This is a genomic window from Pseudomonas sp. Irchel s3b5 (assembly GCF_900187435.1).
Taxonomy (GTDB): Bacteria; Pseudomonadota; Gammaproteobacteria; order Pseudomonadales; family Pseudomonadaceae; genus Aquipseudomonas.
Genome location: NZ_FYDY01000003.1, coordinates 309905 through 331720 on the forward strand (window position 1 = coordinate 309905; position 21816 = coordinate 331720).

18 protein-coding genes are annotated in these 21816 nt (G+C 60.3%); 11 read left to right on the plus strand and 7 right to left on the minus strand.

What is annotated here, in order from left to right:
- Positions 1-50: 50 nt before the first annotated feature.
- The 6 genes from CKW15_RS05360 to CKW15_RS05385 form a co-directional block, all read right to left on the minus strand.
- Complete coding sequence (locus CKW15_RS05360; RefSeq protein ID WP_095151761.1) at positions 51-428, minus strand: gamma-butyrobetaine hydroxylase-like domain-containing protein; 378 nt, start codon at positions 426-428, stop codon at positions 51-53.
- Positions 429-544: 116 nt separating this feature from the next.
- Positions 545-1882, minus strand: coding sequence for an HslU--HslV peptidase ATPase subunit (hslU, locus tag CKW15_RS05365; protein ID WP_095056496.1), 1338 nt, complete (start codon positions 1880-1882; stop codon positions 545-547).
- Positions 1883-1936: 54 nt separating this feature from the next.
- The gene (gene hslV, locus CKW15_RS05370) at positions 1937-2467 is read right to left on the minus strand and encodes an ATP-dependent protease subunit HslV (RefSeq protein WP_007975582.1); all 531 of its coding nucleotides are present in this window, start codon (positions 2465-2467) and stop codon (positions 1937-1939) included.
- A gap of 288 nt (positions 2468-2755) precedes the next feature.
- Complete coding sequence (locus CKW15_RS05375) at positions 2756-3460, minus strand: SPOR domain-containing protein (protein WP_095056495.1); 705 nt, start codon at positions 3458-3460, stop codon at positions 2756-2758.
- 1 nt (position 3461) lies between these two features.
- Positions 3462-5198 carry an arginine--tRNA ligase gene (gene argS, locus CKW15_RS05380; protein WP_095151762.1) on the minus strand — a complete coding sequence of 579 codons (1737 nt, stop codon included), beginning with the start codon at positions 5196-5198 and terminating at the stop codon, positions 3462-3464.
- A 210-nt stretch (positions 5199-5408) separates the two neighbouring features.
- On the minus strand, positions 5409-7628 hold the full coding sequence (locus tag CKW15_RS05385; RefSeq protein WP_095151763.1) for a primosomal protein N': 2220 nt from the start codon (positions 7626-7628) through the stop codon (positions 5409-5411).
- Between the two features lie 289 nt (positions 7629-7917).
- Here CKW15_RS05385 and rpmE point away from each other — a divergent pair, with 289 nt between their 5' ends.
- From rpmE to CKW15_RS05400, 3 genes are all read left to right on the plus strand, one after another.
- The gene (gene rpmE, locus CKW15_RS05390) at positions 7918-8148 is read left to right on the plus strand and encodes a 50S ribosomal protein L31 (protein ID WP_053153366.1); all 231 of its coding nucleotides are present in this window, start codon (positions 7918-7920) and stop codon (positions 8146-8148) included.
- Positions 8149-8162: 14 nt separating this feature from the next.
- Positions 8163-8963: a thermonuclease family protein gene (locus CKW15_RS05395; protein ID WP_095151764.1), complete on the plus strand. Its 801-nt coding sequence runs from the start codon at positions 8163-8165 to the stop codon at positions 8961-8963.
- A gap of 184 nt (positions 8964-9147) precedes the next feature.
- Positions 9148-10416, plus strand: a complete 1269-nt coding sequence (locus CKW15_RS05400; RefSeq protein ID WP_095056491.1) for a malic enzyme-like NAD(P)-binding protein — start codon at positions 9148-9150, stop codon at positions 10414-10416.
- A gap of 237 nt (positions 10417-10653) precedes the next feature.
- On the opposite strand, the gene CKW15_RS05405 is transcribed toward CKW15_RS05400, so the two are convergent.
- Entirely contained in the window at positions 10654-13092 is a 2439-nt protein-coding gene (locus CKW15_RS05405; RefSeq protein WP_371856287.1) for a penicillin-binding protein 1A, read from the minus strand.
- A 216-nt stretch (positions 13093-13308) separates the two neighbouring features.
- On the opposite strand from CKW15_RS05405, the gene CKW15_RS05410 reads away from it, so the two are divergent.
- The 8 genes from CKW15_RS05410 (at position 13309) to CKW15_RS05445 (ending at position 21538) form a co-directional block, all read left to right on the plus strand.
- Positions 13309-14373, plus strand: coding sequence for a pilus assembly protein PilM (locus CKW15_RS05410; protein ID WP_095151765.1), 1065 nt, complete (start codon positions 13309-13311; stop codon positions 14371-14373).
- Positions 14373-14939: a PilN domain-containing protein gene (locus tag CKW15_RS05415; RefSeq protein WP_095151766.1), complete on the plus strand. Its 567-nt coding sequence runs from the start codon at positions 14373-14375 to the stop codon at positions 14937-14939. Before CKW15_RS05410 ends, CKW15_RS05415 begins: the two co-directional genes overlap by 1 nt.
- Complete coding sequence (locus CKW15_RS05420) at positions 14936-15559, plus strand: type 4a pilus biogenesis protein PilO (protein WP_095151767.1); 624 nt, start codon at positions 14936-14938, stop codon at positions 15557-15559. The genes CKW15_RS05415 and CKW15_RS05420 overlap by 4 nt, the downstream gene beginning before the upstream one ends.
- Positions 15556-16080, plus strand: a complete 525-nt coding sequence (locus CKW15_RS05425) for a pilus assembly protein PilP (RefSeq protein WP_095056486.1) — start codon at positions 15556-15558, stop codon at positions 16078-16080. The genes CKW15_RS05420 and CKW15_RS05425 overlap by 4 nt, the downstream gene beginning before the upstream one ends.
- A 13-nt stretch (positions 16081-16093) precedes the next feature.
- A complete protein-coding gene (gene pilQ, locus CKW15_RS05430) occupies positions 16094-18160 on the plus strand; it encodes a type IV pilus secretin PilQ family protein (protein WP_095151768.1) in 2067 nt (688 codons plus the stop codon).
- A gap of 4 nt (positions 18161-18164) precedes the next feature.
- A complete protein-coding gene (gene aroK / locus CKW15_RS05435; RefSeq protein WP_053153402.1) occupies positions 18165-18683 on the plus strand; it encodes a shikimate kinase AroK in 519 nt (172 codons plus the stop codon).
- Between the two features lie 151 nt (positions 18684-18834).
- Positions 18835-19935, plus strand: coding sequence for a 3-dehydroquinate synthase (gene aroB, locus CKW15_RS05440; RefSeq protein ID WP_095151769.1), 1101 nt, complete (start codon positions 18835-18837; stop codon positions 19933-19935).
- A gap of 10 nt (positions 19936-19945) precedes the next feature.
- A complete protein-coding gene (locus CKW15_RS05445; protein WP_095151770.1) occupies positions 19946-21538 on the plus strand; it encodes an AAA family ATPase in 1593 nt (530 codons plus the stop codon).
- The last annotated feature ends 278 nt before the right edge of the window (positions 21539-21816 follow it).

Consider the following 21816-nt stretch of genomic DNA (forward strand, 5'->3'; position numbering starts at 1 on the left):
TTCAAGCAGATGAAATTAGAAAATGCCTTCTAATGAACAAGAGGCTCGGGCTAGAGCATCAGTTTGACGACAGATTCGTTCGGATCGCGGGTTTTTCCGGCCGCTTTGAGCTCGGCAAGATAGTCTTCCCACAGTGCGTCATAACGTCGCGCCAGTTCGTAGAGGTATTCCCAAGTGAACAGGCCGCTGTCGTGGCCGTCGTCGAAAGTGAGTTTCAGTGCGTACTGACCGGCCGGTTCTATCTTGGTCAGTCCTACGTTGATCTTGCCAAATTGCAGGATAGGTTTGCCGTGGCCCTGGACCTCGGCGGAGGGGGAGTGCACCCGAAGAAACTCGGCGGGCAGGGTGTATTCCTCGCCGGTCGCGTATTTGAGCGACAGGGTTTTCGAGGCTTTGTGCAGTTTGATGTCGGTGGGGAGTTGGGTCATGACCGGATGTCCGTTGGTATGCGTGATCTGACCCTTGCAGGAGCCGGCTTGCTGGCGATGGCGATCTTGGGTGCGTCACCGCCGGCAAGCCGGGCTCCTGCAAGGAATCACATTACCTACAGGATATAACGGGACAGGTCTTCGTTTTGCGCCAATTCGCCCAAGTGGCTGTTGACGTAGTCGGCGTCGATCTGGATCACCTTGCCGTCATGGGTGCTGGCCAGGTCGCCGGCGCTGAACGACACCTCTTCGAGCAGGCGCTCAAGTAGAGTGTGCAGACGACGGGCACCGATGTTTTCGGTTTTTTCGTTGACCTGCCAGGCAATCTCGGCGATGCGCTTGATCCCGCTTGGCTGGAACTCGATGCCCAGGCCTTCGGTTTTCAGCAGTGCGCAATATTGCTCGGTGAGTGATGCATGCGGTTCGCTGAGGATGCGCTCGAAGTCTTCCGGGCTCAGGGCCTTGAGTTCCACGCGGATCGGCAGACGGCCTTGCAGCTCGGGCACCAGGTCGCTCGGCTTGCTCAAGTGGAAAGCACCGGAGGCAATGAACAGGATGTGGTCGGTCTTGACCATGCCCAGTTTGGTGTTGACGGTGCAGCCTTCGATCAGCGGCAGCAAATCGCGCTGCACGCCTTCGCGGGACACGTCGACGCCACCGGAGTTGCCGCGCTTGGCGACCTTGTCGATTTCGTCGATGAACACGATACCGTGCTGCTCGACCGCCTCCAGCGCCTTGGCCTTCAACTCTTCATCGTTGACCAGGCGACCGGCTTCTTCGTCACGGACCAGCTTCAGGGCTTCCTTGACCTTGAGCTTGCGGGCCTTCTTCTTGCCCTTGCCCATGTTGGCGAACAGGCTTTGCAGCTGGTTGGTCATTTCTTCCATGCCCGGTGGCGCGGAGATATCGACGCCGGCCATTTCGGCGACTTCGATTTCGATCTCCTTGTCATCCAGCTGACCTTCACGCAGGCGCTTGCGGAACAGCTGACGGGTGTTGGAATCGGCAGTCGGGGCGTCGTCGTTGCTGAAGCCCATGCGTGCCGGTGGCAGCAGAGCGTCGAGGATACGTTCCTCGGCAGCGTCTTCGGCGCGGTGACGAACCTTGACGATTTCCTGTTCGCGCAGCAGCTTGATCGCCGCATCGGCCAGGTCACGAATGATCGATTCGACGTCGCGGCCGACATAGCCGACTTCGGTGAACTTGGTCGCTTCGACCTTGATGAACGGTGCGTTGGCCAGTTTTGCCAGGCGACGGGCGATCTCGGTTTTACCGACACCGGTCGGGCCGATCATCAGGATGTTCTTGGGGGTTACTTCAACGCGCAGCTCTTCAGGCAGCTGCATCCGGCGCCAGCGGTTACGCAGGGCAATGGCGACGGCGCGCTTGGCATCGTCCTGGCCGATGATATGGCGATTGAGTTCGTGGACGATTTCACGGGGAGTCATGGACATAATATTTAAAGGACCTCAAGCAAGAATGAGCCGTGGCACGGGGCCGAGACAGGCTTACTCGGCGCAGTCCTGCTCCTCAATGGTCTGGGTGTGGTTGGTGAATACACAGATGTCGCCGGCGATGCCGAGGGCGGTTTCGACGATTTCGCGGGCCGACAGATCAGTCTTTTTCAGCAGTGCGCTGGCGGCCGCTTGAGCGTAAGCGCCGCCGGAGCCCATGGCGATCAAGCCGTCTTCAGGCTCCACCACATCGCCGTTACCGGTGATGATCAGGGAAGCGTCTTTGTTGGCGACGGCGAGCATGGCTTCGAGGCGGCTCAGGGAGCGGTCGGTGCGCCATTCTTTGGCGAGTTCGACGGCGGCACGGACCAAATGGCCCTGATGCTTTTCAAGCTGGCCTTCGAAACGTTCGAAGAGGGTAAAGGCGTCGGCGGTGGCACCGGCAAAACCGGCAATGACCTGGCCGTGGTACAGGCGGCGAACTTTTTTCGCGTTGCCTTTCATCACGGTATTACCAAGGGAAACCTGGCCGTCGCCGCCCATGACGACTTTGCCGTGGCGGCGAACTGAAACGATGGTGGTCAAGGGAAGAGTCTCCACGCAGCGGGGCGAAAATGCCTTATGCCCATTCATATGGGGGTGGTGGGGCGTTTTTCAACTGCAAGGCGGGAGAAGGGACGAGCGGTGTTTCGTGCACAAGGTTGTGTTGTGTGGTCTGACGCCATCGCCAGCAAGCCGGCTCCTACAGGTTGTGTGACTTTCACGGATACGGTGAACCGTGGACTTCACGGCGTTCGCGATACCGCGAACGATACATAACCTGTGGAAGCCGGCCTGCTGGCGAAGAACGATGACGCGGTGTTCCTTAAGGACTCAGCGGTTCTGGCGTTGTTGTAACAACAAGTTGCTGAAGCCGGCACCCGCCAGTTGTTTCTGGGCGGTGGTCAGTTGTTCGCGATTGCTGAACGGTCCGACCAAAACCCGATACCAGGTTTCGTCCTTGACTGTGCCGGACTCGACCGCCACAGCCTGGCCCAACAGAATGATCTGCGCGCGCACCTTGTCCGCATCAGCCTCTTTACGGAACGAGCCGGCCTGCAGGAAGAACTTGGTCACCGGTGCAGCCTTGACCGGTGGCGCGGGTGGCGGCGTAATCCCGGCGAGGGCTGCCTGGGCGCGTGCGGTGTCGATCTTCGCCGCTTCGGCCGGGGTCACCGGCGTAGTCGGAATCGCTGGCACCTGTGGCGTCGGCAGGGTCTTCTCCGGCACGGCGTCCGGCGGCACGATGACTTCCGATTCCGGCAGCAAGGTGTAGAAGTCGTACTTCGGCTTCACCGGTTGCGTCGGGCTCGGCGGGGTCTTGTTGGCCTCGGCGATCTTGGTGGCTTTCTGTTGCTCCACTTTCTCGCGTTTGACCGTATCGCTGCCCTTGCCCGGTTCCAGTTTCATCAGAAACACTAGGAACGCGCCGACCGTGAGGCCGATAACCATCCACAACCAACCCGGAATCGGTTGCTTTGCAGGAGCTTGGTAACGGCTGGCGCCACGCTTGGGTGCAGGTTTTTTCTTGGCGGCCAACTTACATACGCTCCAGAGTTTCCAGGCCCAAGAGTTCCAGGCCTTGCTTGAGGGTGCGTCCGGTCAGTGCGGCGAGACGCAGGCGGCTCTGCATTTGTGCCGGGGTGTCGGCGGCGAGGATCGGGCAGTTCTCGTAGAAGCTGGAGAACAGGCCGGCGACGTCGTAAAGGTAAGTGCAGAGGATGTGCGGCGTGCCTTTCTCGGACACGTTGTTCAGCACTTCGCCGAACTGTGCGAGTTTCGCCGCCAGCTCGTGTTCGTGCGGTGCTTCGAGCACGATCTGGCCTTCGACTTCGCTGAAGTCCTTGCCGAGTTTGCGGAACACGCCGGCCACGCGGGTGTAGGCGTACAGCAGGTACGGCGCGGTGTTGCCTTCGAAGTTGAGCATCAGGTCGAAGTTGAAGCTGTAGTCGCTGGTGCGGTGCTTGGACAGGTCGGCGTATTTCACCGCGCCGATGCCCACGACCTTGGCGATGTTGCGCAGCTCGGCTTCGGCCAGCTCGGGGTTCTTGTCTTTCACCAGGGCGTAGGCGCGTTCCTGGGCTTCGGTCAGCAGGTCGATCAGCTTCACGGTGCCGCCATCACGGGTCTTGAACGGACGGCCATCGGCGCCGTTCATGGTGCCGAAGCCCATGTGTTCCATTTCCATCGGATGGGTCACGAAACCGGCCTTGCGCGCCACAGCGAACACTTGCTGGAAGTGCAGGGCCTGGCGCTGGTCGACGAAGTACAGTGCGCGATCAGCCTTGAGCTTGCCGCTGCGGTAGCGCACGGCTGCCAGGTCGGTGGTGGCGTAGAGGTAGCCGCCGTCGGCCTTGACGATGATCACCGGCAGCGGGTCGCCGTCGGCGTTCTTGAATTCATCGAGGAACACGCACTGGGCGCCGTTGCTCTCGACCAGCATGCCCGCCGCTTTCAGATCGTTGACCACATTGATCAGGTCGTCGTTGTAGGCGCTTTCGCCCATCACGTCGGCCATGGTCAGTTTGACGTTGAGCAGTTCGTAGATCTTCTGGCAGTGGGACAGCGAGATGTCCTTGAACTTGGTCCACAGCGCCAGGCAGTCGGCATCGCCGGCCTGCAACTTGACCACCAGGCCACGGGCGCGGTCGGCGAACTCTTCGGATTCGTCGAAGCGTTGCTTGGCGGCGCGGTAGAAGTTTTCCAGGTCCGACAGCTCATCGCTGGTTATCGGGTTTTCCTGCAAATAAGCCATCAGCATGCCGAACTGGGTGCCCCAGTCGCCGACGTGGTTCTGACGGATGACTTCGTCGCCGAGAAATTCCAGCACGCGGGCTACGCCGTCGCCAATGATGGTCGAACGCAAGTGGCCGACGTGCATCTCTTTGGCCAGGTTCGGGGCCGACAGGTCGACCACGGTGCGCTGCACCGGACCGGCCTTGCGCACGCCGATGTGGGCGTCGGCCAGGGCCGCGTCGAGGCGCGAGGCCAGGGCATCGGTGTTCTGGAAGAAGTTCAGGAAGCCAGGGCCGGCGATTTCGGTCTTGGTGATGTTTTCATCGGCCGGCAGCGCGGCGATGATTTTTTCCGCCAGATCGCGCGGCTTCATACCGGCCGGTTTGGCCAGCATCATGGCGATGTTGCTGGCGAAGTCGCCGTTTTTCTTGTCGCGGGAATTTTCCACCTGGATCGCCGGCGACAGGCCTTCAGGCAACACACCTTCGTTGACGAGTTGGGTGATGGCTTGTTGGATCAGCTGGCGAATGGTGTCTTTCATGGTCTTCTCTTTCGACCGCTGGCGCGGCGGCGCATCATGCGCTGGTGGAAAAACTGGGCATTATCCGTTGCGAAGACGGGCTTGCCAACCTTAGCAGGCAGGTTGTGGATGTGTGGTGACAATTGGACTGCTATCGCTGGTGTTCACCCAGGCAGGTATCACCACAAAACCCCTGTAGGAGCTGGCTTGCCAGCGATAGCGATCTCCCGATCAATACAAATCGACCGGATCAACATCCAGCGACCAGCGCACCGCCCGCCCGCTCGGCATCTGCTCCAGCACCAGCAACCAACTGGCCAGCAGCCTGTGCAGCGGCGCCCGTGCTGTCGCCTGCAACAAAAGCTGAGCGCGATAACGTCCGGCCCGGCGTTCCATCGGTGCGGGCACCGGCCCCAGTAGCTCGATGCCGGTCAGGTTCTGTTCCGCCAGCAATCGCTCGGCTTCGCTGCAGGCTTCATCTAGAAAACCTTCGGCCTGCCCCGGTTTATGCGCTTCGGCCCGCAACAACGCCAAATGTGCAAACGGCGGCAGGCCGGCAGCGCGACGCTCGCTCAAGGCTTGCTCGGCAAATGCAAAGTAGCCTTGCTCGGTCAGCTGAATCAGCAGCGGATGGTCGGCGAGGTGTGTCTGAATGATCACTTTACCGGGCTCTTCAGCACGACCTGCACGGCCCGCGACCTGGACTATCAGTTGCGCCATGCGCTCGCTGGCGCGGAAGTCGCCGGAGAACAGCCCGCCGTCGGCATCCAGGATCGATACCAGCGTCACCCGTGGAAAGTGGTGCCCTTTGGCGAGCATTTGCGTGCCGATCAGGATGCACGGCTGGCCCTTCTGAATCGTTGCGAACAGTTGGTTCATCGCGTCCTTGCGCGAGGTGCTGTCGCGGTCGACGCGCAGTACCGGGTAGTCCGGGAACAAAATCGCCAGCCGTTCTTCGGCCCGTTCGGTGCCGGCACCCACCGGGCGCAAATCGACCTTGTTGCACTTCGGGCATTGGCGCGGCACGCGTTCGACGTAGCCGCAATGGTGGCAACGCAGCTCGCCATAACGTTGATGCACCGTCATGCGCGCATCGCAGCGCTGGCACTCGGACATCCAGCCGCAGTCGTGACACAGCAGGGTCGGCGCGAAACCTCGGCGATTGAGGAAAACCAATACTTGCTGACCAGCAGCCAGTGTCTGGCCGATGGCCTGCTGCATCGGCCCGGATATGCCGCTGTCCAGCGGACGGCTTTTCACATCCAGACGCAGGAACCGTGGCTGCTTCGCGCCGCCGGCGCGTTCGTTCAATCGCAGCAGGCCGTAGCGACCGGTGTAGGCGTTGTGCAGGCTTTCCAGCGAAGGTGTCGCGGAGCCAAGGACGATCGGGATGTTTTCCTGTCGCGCCCGCACCAGCGCCAGATCGCGGGCGTGGTAGCGCAAACCTTCCTGCTGTTTATAAGAACCGTCGTGCTCTTCGTCGATGATTATCAGGCCAGGGTTCTTCATCGGTGTGAACAGTGCCGAGCGGGTGCCGATGATGATGTCGGCCTCGCCGTCACGGGCGGCGAGCCAGGCTTCGAGGCGCTCGCGATCATTGACCGCCGAGTGGATCAGCGCGATGCGCGCATTGAAACGCTGCTCGAAGCGCGCCAGGGTTTGCGGGCCGAGGTTGATTTCCGGGATCAGCACCAGCGCTTGTTTGCCGGCCTCCAAGGTTTCGCGGATCAGCTGTAAATACACTTCGGTCTTGCCGCTGCCCGTGACGCCCGCCAGCAAAAACGCGTGATAACTGTCGAACCCGGCGCGAATCGCTTCATAAGCGGCGTGCTGTTCCGGGTTGAGCGGCAACTCGGGTTGCGCCAGCCAGTGTTCATGGCGTGCGCCGGGTGCGTGTCGACGGATCTCGACTTGCACCAGGTCCTTGGCCAGCAACAGGTCCAGGCTGTCTTTGCTCAGCATCAGTTTGCTCAACAACTGATGGGCGACGCCGTGGGGGTGTTGGGCCAGCGTTGCCAGGGCTTCGCGCTGACGCGGGGCGCGGGCGATGCGCGGGTCATCAAGACTGGCGCCGGGTGCGGCGGACCAGAAACGTTCCTGGCGCGCTTCGGCCAGTTCACCTTGGCGCAGCAGCACCGGCAAGGCCCAGCTCAGCGTGTCGCCAAGGCTGTGCTGGTAATACTGGGAAGTCCACAGGCACAGCTTGAACAGCGCGGGCGGTAGCGGCGGCGTGGCGTCCAGCAGCGCCAGGGCCGGCTTGAGCTTCTCCGCCGGGACTTCACTGGTGTCGGCGACTTCGACCAGAATACCGATCATCTCCCGCCGGCCAAACGGCACCCGCAGGCGCATGCCGGGGTGCAACTGCGCGCGCAGCACGCCGGCCGGCGCCCGGTAGTCGAACAGGCGGCGCAGCGGCGAAGGCAGGGCGAGGCGCAGAATGGCGTCGGGCACGCGGGGGGATCTCGATTAGCGAAAGATAAAAGCGGGGTTGCATGTCCCCTGTAGGAGCAAGCTTGCTCGCGATAGCGTCGTGTCAGGCAATACATAGGCTGACTGACACGCCCTCATCGCGAGCAAGCTTGCTCCTACAGGGGGCGCGTATTGGTCCGGGAGCCTAGCAGACGGTCGGTCTCAGGGACAGCTTGCGTGATTGGCATTGTCTGGTAGAATCCGCGGCCTAATTACGTGCGGTATTCAACAATAGTGTTGGGTGGCGGCACGCTAGCCCGAGGAAGACACCATGAAAGCTGATATCCATCCAGAATACCCAGCAGTTGCTGTTACCTGCAGCTGCGGCAACAAGTTCGAAACCCGTTCGACCTTCGGCAAAGCCCTGGCGATCGACGTTTGCAACGAATGCCACCCGTTCTACACCGGTAAGCAGAAGACTCTGGACACTGGCGGCCGCGTTCAGCGCTTCGCAGACCGTTTCGGTGCTTTCGGCAAGAAAGCTCCAGCTGCTGCAGAGTAAGGTTAAAGAGCCTTATGGGCTTTTCCTTGCTGTTAAAAAAGGCGTCCCTTGCGGGCGCCTTTTTTGTGTCCGCGATTTGGCTTTCCGGCGCCCAGGCGTTCTGCCCGGCACCCGAGGGGCTGGCCTCTGTCGCCGTGGAGCGGGTGGTCGATGGCGACACCTTGCGCCTGGACGATGGTCGCAATGTGCGCATGATCGGCCTGAATACGCCGGAGCTGGGCAAGAAGGGCCGTTCCGACGAACCGTTCGCAGTGGCGGCGCGCAAGCGTCTCGAAGCGTTGGTGGCGGCCAGCGATGGGCAGCTCGGTTTGTTGCCCGGTAAAGAAAGCAAAGATCGCTACGGCCGCACCCTGGCCCACGTCTACGGCGCTGATGGCGCCAACCTTGAGGCGCAAATGCTCGCCGAGGGCCTCGGTTTCCTGGTGGCAGTAGCACCGAATGTCGATCTGGTCGTGTGTCAGCAGGCCGCGGAGCGCAGCGCCCGTCAGGCCGGGCTCGGTGTGTGGCGCCAGTCACCTGTACTGAAGGCGGATCAGATCAGCGCGTCCGGGTTTGCCGTGCTCAGTGGTCGTGTGAGCAAGGTTCAGCGCAATCGCGGCGGGGTTTGGATCGAGTTGCAGGATTCAGTTGTACTGCGTGTTGCACCCAATCAACTGGCGCGATTCGATATCGCCTCGCTGGAACGCCTGGAAGGCAAGCAGGTCGAGGCGCGTGGCTGGGTGCTGGACCGTTCGCGCCGTGGCGGACTCAAGGAGGGTCAGCCGCGCTGGATGTTGCCATTGACCGATCCGGCGATGCTGCAAGCGTCGCAGTGACAAAAAAATTGTAGACATTTTTTCGCTCGATTGTGAACAGTCGATCCCTTGTGTTCCGCGGCTCTTGGCCCAAAGTCGTAGGGCAGGGCGCTTGACAGGGGTGACCGGTCAGTCTTGTGGGGACTTTGCGAGGCGCGTATCCTCGCTGACCAGTCTGTCCAACAGTAAAAAGCGGAATGCCAAAATGTCTGATCTGAAAACTGCCGCTCTCGAATATCATGCCCATCCTCGTCCAGGGAAGCTGAGTGTCGAGCTCACCAAGGCCACTGCTACCGCTCGCGACCTGTCGCTGGCGTACAGCCCGGGCGTAGCCGAACCAGTACGCGAGATCGCCCGCGATCCTGAACTGGCCTACAAGTACACCGGCAAAGGCAACCTGGTTGCAGTCATTTCCGATGGCACCGCGATTCTCGGCCTGGGTAACCTCGGCCCACTGGCTTCCAAGCCAGTGATGGAAGGTAAAGGCGTACTGTTCAAGCGCTTCGCCGGCATCGACGTTTTCGACATCGAAGTCGACTCCGAAAGCCCGCAAGCCTTCATCGACACCGTCAAGCGCATCTCCATCACCTTCGGTGGCATCAACCTGGAAGACATCAAGGCACCTGAGTGCTTTGAGATCGAGCGCGCTCTGATCGAACAGTGCGACATTCCGGTATTCCACGATGACCAGCACGGCACCGCTATCGTGACCGCTGCGGGCATGATCAACGCCCTGGAAATCGCTGGCAAAACCCTGGCTGACGCCAAGATCGTCTGCCTGGGCGCGGGCGCTGCCGCTATCTCCTGCATGAAGTTGCTGGTGAGCATGGGCGCCAACATCGAAAACATCTACATGGTCGACCGTACCGGCGTGATCCACTCCGGCCGTGACGACCTGAACCAGTACAAGGCTGTGTTCGCTCACGCGACCGACAAGCGCACCCTGGCTGACGCCCTGCAAGGCGCTGACGTGTTCGTGGGCCTGTCCGGTCCGAACCTGCTGAGCGCTGAAGGCCTGCTGTCGATGGCGCCGAACCCGATCGTGTTCGCGTGCTCCAACCCTGATCCGGAAATCTCCCCGGAACTGGCACACGCTACCCGTAACGACGTGATCATGGCCACCGGTCGTTCCGACTACCCGAACCAGGTCAACAACGTACTGGGCTTCCCGTTCATCTTCCGTGGTGCCCTGGACGTTCGCGCCAAGCGCATCAACGAAGAAATGAAAGTGGCTGCGGCCAACGCCCTGCGTGAACTGGCCAAGCTGCCGGTTCCTCAGGAAGTGTGCGACGCCTACGGCGGCATCAAGCTGGAATTCGGTCGTGAGTACATCATTCCGAAGCCAATGGATGCTCGTCTGATCACCCTGATCTCCGACGCTGTGGCCAAAGCCGCAATCGAGACCGGTGTGGCGACCCTGCCGTATCCGAAGAACTACCCGCTGAAAAGCGTGGATGACGTGTTCAACGGCTAAGCCGTTGTAGCGCTTCAACCCAAAAGCCCTGGCTCGTGAGTGTCGGGGCTTTTTTGTGCCTGAGATTTTGGTGTTGGCTGTGCGCGTCTCTTCGCTGGCAAGCCAGCTCCTGCTGATGCACGCGGTCCTTGTAGGCGCTGGCTTGCCAGCGAAGGGGGCGGCTAAGGCGATACAAAAAGGGCAGGTAAAAAAAGCCCCGCACTTCTCTCGAAGGCGGGGCTTTTTTGCGGCTCAGGATCAGAACAAATCGATCGGTGCCGCTTCGTCCGCTGGCAGTGGGCTGCCCGGTGCTGTGCCGTTGCTCAGTTCATTGACCGATGGCGGCGTGTCCTCGGCCTTGAACAGCTCGAAGTAGGCCCCAGGTGTGCCTGGGCTCGCTGCACGCCCGCTGATCGGGTCGACCCGCAGGCTGAGAAGGCCTTCCGGCTCCGCTTGCGTGTGTGGCGGCTTGTCCTTGAGGGCGGCGCCCATGTAGTTGATCCAGATCGGCAATGCGACGGTACCGCCGAACTCCTTGCGCCCCAGGCTTTCAGGCTGGTCGAAGCCGGTCCAGACCGTGGTCACGTAATCGGCGTTGTAGCCGGAGAACCAGGCATCCTTGGATTCGTTGGTCGTACCGGTTTTGCCTGCGATGTCGGAGCGGCCCAGCGCCAGGGCGCGACGGCCGGTGCCGAGCTTGATGACGTCCTGGAGCATGCTGTTGAGGATGTACGTGGTGCGTCCATCAACAATGCGTTCGGCCACGGCCGGTGTTTGTGGTGCGGGTGTTGTGCCAGGAATTTCGCTCGGGGTTGCATTGACCGTGATGGCTTCAGTCGCTGGCACGGCAATACCGTCGCTGGCAGCGCCACCCTGAGGCACGCTCGGCGGGTTGGCGCGGAACAGCGTATCGCCGTTGCGGCTTTCGATCTTGTCGATGATGTACGGGGTGATCTTGTAGCCGCCGTTGGCGAAGGTGCTCCAGCCGGTGGCGATCTCCATAGGCGTCAGGGTTGCGGTGCCCAGCGCCAGGGACAGGTTGGGCGGCAGATCCTGCTTGTTGAAGCCAAAGCGGGTGATGTAGTCAATGGTCTTGCCAACGCCCATCGCCTGCAGCAAGCGAATCGATACCAGGTTGCGCGACTTGTAGAGCGCTTCACGCAGGCGGATCGGGCCAAGGAACGTGTTGGTGTCGTTCTTCGGGCGCCAGACCTTGTCCAGGTACTCGTCAACGAACACGATCGGCGCGTCGTTGACCAGGCTGGAAGCGGTGTAGCCGCTGTCCAGCGCTGCACTGTAGACGAACGGTTTGAAGCTCGATCCGGGCTGGCGCTTGGCCTGCATGGCGCGGTTGTAATTGCTCTGCTCGAAGGCGAAACCACCGACCAGCGAACGAATCGCGCCGTTCTGCGGATCAAGGGAGACCAGCGCGCCCTGAGCCTGTGGAATCTGACTGAATTTCAGTGAATTGTCCGGCTGGCGCTGCACGCGAATCAGATCGCCAACCTGCGCCACGTCCGAAGGCTGCTTCGGATTGGGGCCCATGCTGTTGGTGTTCAGGAATGGGCGAGCCCATTTCATGGTGTCCCAGCTGACAGTTTCCTGGCCAGTGCGGGTCAGTACTTGCAGGCCGTTCTTGTCGACCTGGGTCACGATGGCCGGCTCAAGGCTGCTGATGGTGCGCTGCTTGGTCAATTCCGTTGCCCAGGCTTCGCGAGTCTTGCCCGGCAGACGCGATTCCGGACCACGGTAGCCATGGCGCCGGTCGTAAGTTATCAGGCCTTCGTGGAGGGCGGTGTTGGCCAGTTCCTGAAGGTTGCTCGGTACCGTGGTGGTAACGCGGAAACCTTCGGTGTAGGCGTCGCTGCCGTAGCGGCCGACCATTTCGGCGCGGGCCATTTCAGCGATGTACGGCGCATTCACCTCCGGTGTCGGCACGTGATAACTGGCGTTCAGCGGTTCGTTGACGGCGGTGGTGTAGTCGGCTTCGGTGATTTTGCCGAGCTTGTACATGCGGCCCAGGATCCAGTCGCGACGTTCCTTGCTGCGGGCCGGGTTGGCCAACGGGTTGAAGCGCGACGGTGCTTTTGGCAGGCCGGCGATCATTGCCATCTGCGCCAGGCTGACGTCGCGGATCGACTTGCCGTAATAAACCTGCGCCGCCGCCTCGATACCGTAGGCGCGGTTACCCAGGTAGATCTTGTTGACGTATAGCTCAAGGATCTCGTCCTTGGTCAGCTGTCGTTCGATCTGCAGGGCCAAAAGGATTTCGGTGGTTTTGCGCGAGAAGCTGCGTTCGCTGGTCAGGAAGAAGTTCTTCGCGACCTGCATGGTGATGGTGCTGCCGCCGGACTGAATGTGTCCGCTTTTGATCAATTGGGTCGCGGCACGCATCAGGCTGCTCGGATCGACGCCGTAGTGGTTGGCGAAGTTATCGTCTTCAGCACTTAGTAACGCATTAATGAAATTGGGGGGAATGTCGGCGAAACGGATCGGAGTACGGCGCATTTCGCCAAACTCTGCGATCAACTTGTCGTCGCTGCTGTAGACGCGCAGGGGAATCTGCAACTGGATGCTTCGCAGGGCCTCCACGGACGGTAATCCAGGGCTAAGGTAGAGAAACGCCCCGCTCAGACCCAGAAGGAGTCCGCAGAAAACCGCGACGATGGACCAACCGAAAAACTTCAGCAGACGAATCAAGGCTTTGGGATATCCAGGGCAAAAAATGAATTGGGCATCAGGGTTCAGGGTAAAGGAAACGAACCACGCTTGAGCAAATGCGAAAAAAAACGCTGGGCATTATAAGCACTTTTCTGTCGGGCAGCGTCATTTGCACAGCTGTCAAGACGGGCGGGTTGAACGCAATGGACATTGCAGAGTCCGTAACTCACGGATAGTCATAGGGAATTGGTAGTGCTAGGACTCTTCAACAAAAAAGCCAAAACGCTGTTAGGCATCGACATCGGATCCACCTCGGTGAAATTGCTCGAATTGAGCCGTCAGGGTGATCGCTACCGGGTCGAGGCCTATGCGATCGAGCCGCTGCCGACCGGTGCCGTGGTCGAAAAGAACATCGCCGAACTCGAAGGGGTGGGGCTCGCGCTTGCTCGCGTGCTGGTCAAAGCCAAAACCGGACTGAAGAACGTCGCCGTGGCGGTGGCCGGTTCAGCGGTGATCACCAAGACCATCGACATGCAGGCTGGCCTTTCTGACGATGAAATGGAGACCCGGCTGAAGATCGAGGCTGACCAGTACATTCCCTACTCGTTGGATGAAGTCGCCATCGACTTCGACGTTCAAGGTGCATCAGCGCGCAATCCCGAGCGTGTGAATGTACTGCTCGCCGCCTGTCGCAAGGAAAAAGTCGAAGTCCTCGAGGCGGCCCTGACGCTGGCCGGCCTCACGGCTCGAGTGGTCGATGTCGAGGCTTATGCGCTGGAGCGTTCGTTTGGCTTGCTCGCCAGCGGGTTGGCAGCCTCCGGCGAGGGCTTGACGGTGGCGCTGGTCGATATTGGTGCGACCATGACTACCCTGAGCGTGCTGCACTGCGGGCGGATCATCTACTCGCGGGAACAGTTGTTCGGTGGTCGACAGCTGAACGAGGAGATTCAGCGGCGCTACGGCTTGAGCGTGGAGCAGGCAGACCTGGCGAAAAAGAATGGTGGGCTGCCGTCGGACTACGTCAATGAAGTGTTGCAGCCCTTCCGCGAGGCATTGGTGCAGCAGGTTTCCCGTTCGTTGCAGTTGTTCTTCGCCTCGGGTCACTCCAAAACGGTTGACCACATCTTGCTGGCCGGTGGCACCGCATCGGTCCCGGGGCTGGAACGCTTGATCGAGCAGCAATTGAACACGCCGGCCCGGATCGCCAATCCATTCTCGGACATGGTTCTGGGCGGCAAGGTCGATGGCGTTGCCCTGGCCAATGATGCGCCCGCGTTGATGATTGCCTGTGGGCTGGCCCTCAGGAGTTTCGACTGATGGCGCGCATCAATCTTTTACCCTGGCGCGAAGAACAGCGTGAAATCCGTCGCAGGCGCTTTTTAGGCGTTCTGGTTGCCGTGCTGATGGGGGCCGCTGGCACCGTAGCGATTGCGAGTCAGATCCTCGATGGCGCTGTCGAGCGGCAAGTCGCCCGTAATGATTACATCGGCAAGCAAATAGCCATCGTCGATGAGCGGATCAAACAGATCAGTGATCTCAAAGAGCGTCGCCAGCAATTGGTCGAACGCATGCGCATCATCCAGGACCTGCAAGGCAATCGCTCGATCAACGGGCGCGTCTTTGACCAGTTGACCCGCACCTTGCCCGACGGTGTGTATTTCACCGAAGTCAAAATGGCCGGCAATGTTCTGTCTATCACGGGCGCGGCGGAGTCCAACCATCGGGTTTCTGACCTGATGCGCAACCTGGACGCTTCGGACTGGTTCGATGCGCCGAGCCTGACCGAGGTCAAGGCGAGCGCGGTCGGTCGGGTTGATCAGGCCAACGTCTTTCAACTGACCGTGCGTCAGGTTCAGCCCGCAGCGCCGGAGGCGGGCGAATGAGTCCCACCGAGTGGTTCGACGGGTTGCGAAAAATCGACATCAGCGATCTGGACAGCAGCAACATCGGCTCCTGGCCCCCGGCAATCAAAGTCCTGGTGGCCTGCTTGCTGATGATTCTGGTGCTGGCAGTGGGCTACAGCTTTTCCATCAGCGAGCTGGAGGGGCAGCTTGATCTGAAGCGCGAGCAAGAGTTGCTGCTCAAGGAACAGTTTGCGGCCAAATCGCGTATGGCCGCGAATCTGCAGCCCTATACCCGGCAGATGGAGGAAATGGAGGACGCCTTCAGCGTGCTGTTACGGCAATTGCCCAGCGACACCGAAGTGCCCGGTCTGCTTGAAGACATCACGCGTACCGGCCTGGGCAGCGGCCTGGAGTTCGAAGAAATCAAACTGCTGCCGGAAGTCTCCCGGCCGTTCTACATCGAATTGCCGATCCAGATCACCGTCACCGGTGGTTATCACGATCTTGCGATGTTCGTCAGCGGCGTGGCGCGCTTGCCTCGAATCGTCACCTTGCATGACTTCGAGCTTGCACCGGTCAATCCCGAGGGCGGGACGAAGTTGCGCATGAGCATTCAGGCCAAAACGTATCGCGACAACGGCAAGGGGTTGGCGCAATGAGCCTGCGTAATCTGGCGATTGTCCTGCTGTTGGGTGTACTCGGCGGGTGTGGTGGCGATGATGACGTCGCTGACCTGGATGCGTACATGAACCAAATGCGCTCGAGTGCGCCGGGCAAGATTGAACCAGCGCCGACATCCCGGTCTTACCCGGTATTCACTTACAGCGCCGGGAACCTGCGAAGCCCGTTTTCGCAGCAGGTGCGAATCGATCGGGCGGGTCAGAAACAGGGCTCTCGCAACGTCAGCCCCGACCCTGATCGGGTCAAGCAATACCTCGAAGGTTTCAACATCGAGCAATTCGAAATGGTCGGCACCCTCTCCAATGCAGCGGGCTCTTTTGCGTTGCTGCGCGGGGCGGGGGGTGTGCATCGACTGAAAGTCGGCGATTACCTGGGGCGCAACGACGGACGGATAGTCGCCATCAGCAGCTCGCAAGTCGATGTGATCGAAATCGTCCCGGACGGTGAGGGCGCGTGGCTGGAGCGACCCCGGACCCTCCCTTTGAAAGAGCACTCATAGTGGAACAAAAATAATGAACAGGATTTTTTCCACCCTCGGTCTTTCGCTATGGATAGCGATGTTGTCGCCGATGGTACAAGCGGCCAGCCTCAAAGCGCTGGATGTCGACGCGCTGCCAGGGGGGCGCGTTGAGTTGAAGTTGTCATTCGATGGGCCGCCTCCGGTTCCTCAGGGCTACACGACAGAATCACCCGCCCGAATCGCGCTGGACATGCCGGGCGTTGTCAGTCAGCTCGCCACCAAGACCCATGATTTGGGAGGCGGCAATGCCCGCAGCGCCACGGTCGTCGAGGCCAAGGATCGTACGCGGCTGATCATTAACCTGAACCAACTGTCGCCGTACGATTCACGGATCGAAGGCAACGATCTGTTCGTCGTGGTCGGGCAAGAGGTCAGACCCCTGGTCTCACAGCGGGCCCCCGCTGCTGCATCAAGCCCGGCACGAAATACTGCGCCCGCAGGCAAAGCCATTCGTGGCGTGGATTTTCAGCGCGGGACCCAGGGTGAAGGCAATGTCGTGATCGACTTGTCGGATCCGTCGATGGCTCCCGACATTCAGGAGCGCGACGGCAAAATCCTCCTCGGGTTTGCCCGGACGCGACTGCCTGAGCCATTGCGCGTACGGCTGGATGTGAAGGATTTCGCTACACCCGTGCAGTTCGTCAAGGCCAGTGCGACCGGCGATCGGGCAACCATCAGCATTGAACCCAGCGGGGCCTTCGAATACTCGACCTATCAGACCGATAACAAGCTTACGGTCAGCATCCGCCCGATGACCGTCGACGGCCTGCAGCAGCGCAATACCAATCGGCCCTACAGCGGGGAGAAGCTCTCGCTGAACTTTCAGGACATCGATGTGCGCTCAGTCCTGCAATTGATCGCCGATTTCACCAACCTCAACCTGGTGGCCAGCGATACCGTACAAGGCGGCATTACCTTGCGCTTGCAGAACGTTCCGTGGGATCAGGCGCTGGATCTGGTGCTGAAAACCAAGGGGCTGGATAAGCGCAAGGTTGGCAATGTCCTGCTCGTTGCGCCGGCCGACGAAATTGCCGCCCGCGAACGTCAGGAGCTCGAATCGCAAAAGCAGATCGCCGATCTCGCGCCGTTGCGCCGGGAGCTGTTGCAGGTCAATTACGCCAAGGCCGCCGATATCGCCAAGCTGTTCCAGTCGGTGACCAATGCCGAGGCGAAAGCCGACGAGCGGGGTTCTATCACCGTCGATGAGCGCACCAACAACATCATTGCCTACCAGACTCAGGACCGTCTCGACGAATTGCGTCGCATCGTCGCGCAACTGGATATTCCGGTACGTCAGGTGATGATCGAGGCGCGGATCGTCGAAGCCAACGTCGACTATGACAAGAGTCTCGGGGTGCGCTGGGGTGGTTCGATACAAAACAAAGGTAACTGGAACACCTCCGGCGTCAGCAATGGCGTCAACGGTTCGTCGACCATCGGTACGCCCGGCAGTACCAGCACCAATACACCGTTCGTCGACTTGGGGGCTGCGGCAAATACCTCGGGAATCGGCATTGCGTTCATTACCGATAACGTCTTGCTGGACCTTGAACTGACCGCCATGGAGAAGACCGGCAACGGCGAAATTGTCTCGCAACCCAAGGTGGTCACGTCCGACAAGGAAACCGCAAAAATCCTCAAGGGCACCGAGATTCCTTATCAGGAAGCCAGCTCCAGCGGCGCTACGTCGGTGTCCTTCAAGGAGGCGTCGCTGTCGCTGGAGGTGACGCCGCAGATCACGCCGGACAACCGGATCATCATGGAGGTCAAGGTCACCAAGGACGAGCCGGATTACCTGAACATGGTCCAGGACGTGCCGCCGATCAAGAAAAACGAGGTCAACGCCAAGGTCCTGGTCAACGATGGCGAGACCATCGTCATTGGCGGTGTTTTCTCAAATACTCAGAGCAAGGTTGTAGATAAGGTGCCATTTCTTGGCGATGTGCCGTATCTTGGCCGCCTTTTCCGGCGTGACGTGGTTTCGGAGAAAAAATCCGAGCTGTTGGTGTTTCTCACACCGCGTATCATGAATAACCAGGCGATTGCTGTGAGTCGTTGATTCTGTGCGAAATTTGATTCTTGTAGGACCGATGGGCGCTGGAAAAAGCACCATCGGCCGATTGCTGGCCAAAGAGTTGCGCTTGCCATTCAAAGATTCCGATAAGGAAATTGAATTACGCACGGGCGCCAATATCCCATGGATTTTCGATAAGGAAGGCGAACCGGGCTTTCGTGATCGCGAGGAGGCAATGATTGCCGAATTGTGCGATTACGACGGTGTGGTGCTGGCGACCGGTGGTGGCGCAGTCATGCGCGAAGCCAATCGGCGGGCGCTGCACGCCGGTGGACGGGTGGTTTATCTGCATGCCTCTGTCGAGCAGCAGGTCGGCCGCACGGCCCGCGACCGCAATCGACCGCTGTTGCGCACCGCCGATCCGGCCAAGACCCTTCGGGATCTGCTGGCCATCCGCGATCCGCTTTATCGGGAGATCGCCGATCTGGTGGTCGAAACCGATGAGCGGCCTCCGCGAATGGTCGTGCTGGATATTCTCGAGCGTTTGCAGCAGCTGCCGCCCCGTTAAAACGCCGCTCGAAATGCGCTATCCTCGGCGTCCTGCCATGACCGCTCAAGGTTGTGGCGGACGGCTTGCGATTGGCGTCATACCAGCAAACGCCGTGGACATTCGTTAACCCAAGGCAAGACGCCTGATTTCATCTTCACTGTGGGGACACATGCAGACACTCAAGGTCGATCTAGGCGAGCGCAGCTACCCGATTCATATTGGCGAAGGTTTGTTGGATCAGCCTGAGCTGCTGGCCCCGCACATTCACGGACGGCAAGTGGCGATCATCTCCAACGAAACCGTTGCGCCGCTTTATCTTGAACGTCTGACCCGCAGCCTGTCGCAATTCTCGGTGATTTCCGTGGTGCTTCCCGATGGCGAAGCCTTCAAGACCTGGGAAACCCTGCAACTGATTTTTGATGGCCTGCTGACCGCGCGTCACGACCGTCGCACCACGGTGATCGCCCTCGGTGGCGGCGTGATCGGCGACATGGCCGGTTTCGCGGCAGCCTGCTATCAGCGTGGCGTCGATTTCATTCAGGTCCCGACCACGCTGTTGTCGCAAGTCGACTCTTCCGTGGGCGGCAAGACCGGGATCAACCACCCGCTGGGCAAGAACATGGTCGGCGCCTTCTATCAGCCGAACGTGGTACTGATCGATACCGCCAGCCTCAATACCCTGCCGGCCCGTGAGCTCTCAGCTGGCCTGGCGGAAGTCATCAAGTACGGTTTGATCTGCGACGAGCCGTTCCTGACCTGGCTCGAAGACAACGTCGACCGCCTGCGCAATCTGGATCAACAAGCCCTGACCTATGCCATCGAGCGCTCTTGCGCGGCCAAGGCGGCGGTGGTCGGTGCCGATGAAAAGGAGACGGGTGTTCGCGCCACGTTGAACCTGGGGCACACTTTCGGTCACGCCATCGAAACCCACATGGGCTATGGTGTCTGGCTCCATGGGGAAGCGGTCGCTGCTGGCACCGTAATGGCTCTGGAAATGTCAGCGCGCCTGGGCTGGATCAGCGAACAGGAACGCGATCGCGGCATTCGCCTGTTCCAGCGTGCCGGGTTGCCGGTTGTCCCGCCAGAAGAGATGAGCGAAGCCGATTTCCTCGAACATATGGCAATTGATAAAAAAGTGATCGACGGTCGTTTGCGCCTGGTGCTGCTGCGCCAAATGGGCGAAGCGGTGGTGACCGACGATTATCCGAAAGAGGTTCTACAGGCCACGCTGGGAGCGGATTACCGCGCCCTGGCTCAGCTTAAAGGTTAATAAGATCGAGATGACTAGTTTGCATGCCGACGAGGCGTTCCTCGGCCATTTCCAATTGAGTCATGACCCTTTTGCTCCGCGGGTTCCTGGCTTCAAATTCTTCCCGGCCCAGCGCAAACCGGTACTGGGGCAACTGCATCATCTGGCGCGTTACAGCCAGTTGTTGCTGGTCGTCACTGGCCCGCAGGGCAGTGGCAAGACCCTGCTGCGCCAGGCCCTCGTGGCCAGTACCAACAAGCAAACGGTGCAGAGCGTGGTGGTTTCCGCCCGTGGTGCCGGTGATGCGGCGGGTGTCCTGCGCCAGGTGGCCCAGGCGCTGGACGTGGCGCACGCCGAAATCGACGCGATCCTGGCCCAGGTGGTGCAACTTGCCCTTACCGGGCAGGAAGTCTACCTGCTGGTGGATGATGCCGAGCAGCTCGACGAGTCCGCGCTTGAAGCCTTGATGGGCCTGGCTGCCGGCGCGCCGGAAGGTCGCCCACATGTGTTCCTGTTCGGTGAGTCGTCGCTGATTGCTCAGCTTGATGCGTTGCACCTTGAGGAAGAACGCTTCCACGTCATCGAGCTGCAGCCTTACACCGAAGAAGAGACCCGCGAATATCTGGATCAGCGCCTTGAGGGTGCGGGTCGGGGTATCGAACTTTTCACCGCGCAACAGATCTCTGATATTCACGAAAGCTCCGACGGTTGGCCTGGCAACATCAACCAGGTCGCCCGCGATGCAATGATCGAAGCCATGATTGCCAGCCGCTCAGCGGTGAAGCGTCCAAAAATGGGGTTCAATATGCCGAAGAAACACGTATTGGCGATTTCCGCCGTCGTCGTGGTCGCGGTAGCCGCCGCCTGGTTGATGCCAGGTCGCAGCAAAGCACCGAGCACCGGTGCGCCGGCCAACGAACAGGCGCAATTGCCACTCGGCCAGGGCGCGCCACAATCGAGCGATGGCGCTCCGTCCGTCGAATTCGCCGGCAACACGCAGCCGATGCCTTTGCCGTTGGTCGGTAACTCGCAGCCGGTCATGCGTGGCCCGCTGGCCGAAGCGGCGGGTGGCATCACCGAAGGCGATGATGGCGTGCCGCTTGAAGGTTCGAGCGATACACCGCCAACCGTGACCACGGTTGCGCCGCCAGCGGGCGTTTCGGCCGGTGCTGCGCCGACGCCAGCGGCCAAGCCGACACCTGCGCCGACTCAAGTCGCTACAGCCAAGCCGGCACCGGTTCCGGCGCCTGCCGCCAAGCCTGCTCCAGCGCCTGCCAAACCGGCCGTCGCCGCAGCCAAGCCTGCCGAGAAAACCGCGCCTGCCGCCAAGGCCGCTGGCGGTACCTGGTATGCCGGTCAGGCGCCGGGCAACTACGTGGTGCAGATCCTCGGCACCAGCTCTGAAGCGAGCGCGCAAAGCTTCGTGAAAGAGCAGGGCGGCGAGTACCGTTATTTCAAGAAAGTCCTCAACGGCAAGCCGCTTTACGTCATCACTTACGGCAATTTCTCCAATCGTGATGCAGCCGTTTCCGCCATCAAGGCCTTGCCAGCGAAGGTTCAGGCTGGTAAACCTTGGCCTCGCACTGTCGCCAGCGTCCAACAGGAACTGGCAACAACTCGCTGAAGATTCGGCGGCCTTACCCAGGCCGCCTCTCCAGGCACCTCAAAATCTCTGCAAGTGCGCGCCGTCTCTACAGACTGCGTGCCTTGTGGTGTCTGCGTCACAGTAGTCTTTGAGTCGTTGCGGTCAGAATTAAAAAAAGTTTTGACTAGCACAGCGTATCGCTTTAAACCTTTCACAAATGCGACATAGATTTGCGACATCTCGTCGTCAAATTTGTGAGCCTCTGTGTCGGTGTGTACAATGACCTCCCTTTTGCCCCCGCAAAGCTGGCGTACGTT